This is a genomic window from Paenarthrobacter aurescens (assembly GCF_025421775.1).
In the GTDB taxonomy this organism is placed as follows: Bacteria; Actinomycetota; Actinomycetes; order Actinomycetales; family Micrococcaceae; genus Arthrobacter; species Arthrobacter aurescens_B.
The window spans coordinates 1-228 of record NZ_JAOEFX010000840.1; the positions used below are offsets into that span (position 1 = coordinate 1).

At 68.4% G+C, this 228-nt stretch carries 1 protein-coding gene; it reads left to right on the forward strand.

Annotation, left to right across the window (positions count from 1 at the left end; translation table 11 throughout):
• Nucleotides 1-47: 47 nt before the first annotated feature.
• Complete coding sequence (locus tag N7568_RS25780) at nucleotides 48-137, forward strand: hypothetical protein (RefSeq protein ID WP_439899004.1); 90 nt, start codon at nucleotides 48-50, stop codon at nucleotides 135-137.
• The last annotated feature ends 91 nt before the right edge of the window (nucleotides 138-228 follow it).

Here is a 228-nt window from a genome sequence, read left to right on the forward strand (position 1 = left end):
CGGTCCGCGCCGTGGACGCTCCCGCAGGAACCGTTGACATCGACTTCGTGGTTCACGACGGCGGATTGGCAGCATCCTGGGCTCAGCGCGCCCAGATGGGTGACGTCGACGGGCTCAACTCTCCAACCGGACTGTAAGAACCGCCGGCGGGCCTGCAAAGGCAGATCCTGATGGCAGACGCCACCGGCCTGCCGGCAGTGGCACGCCTCGACGAGCAGACGCCGCCCG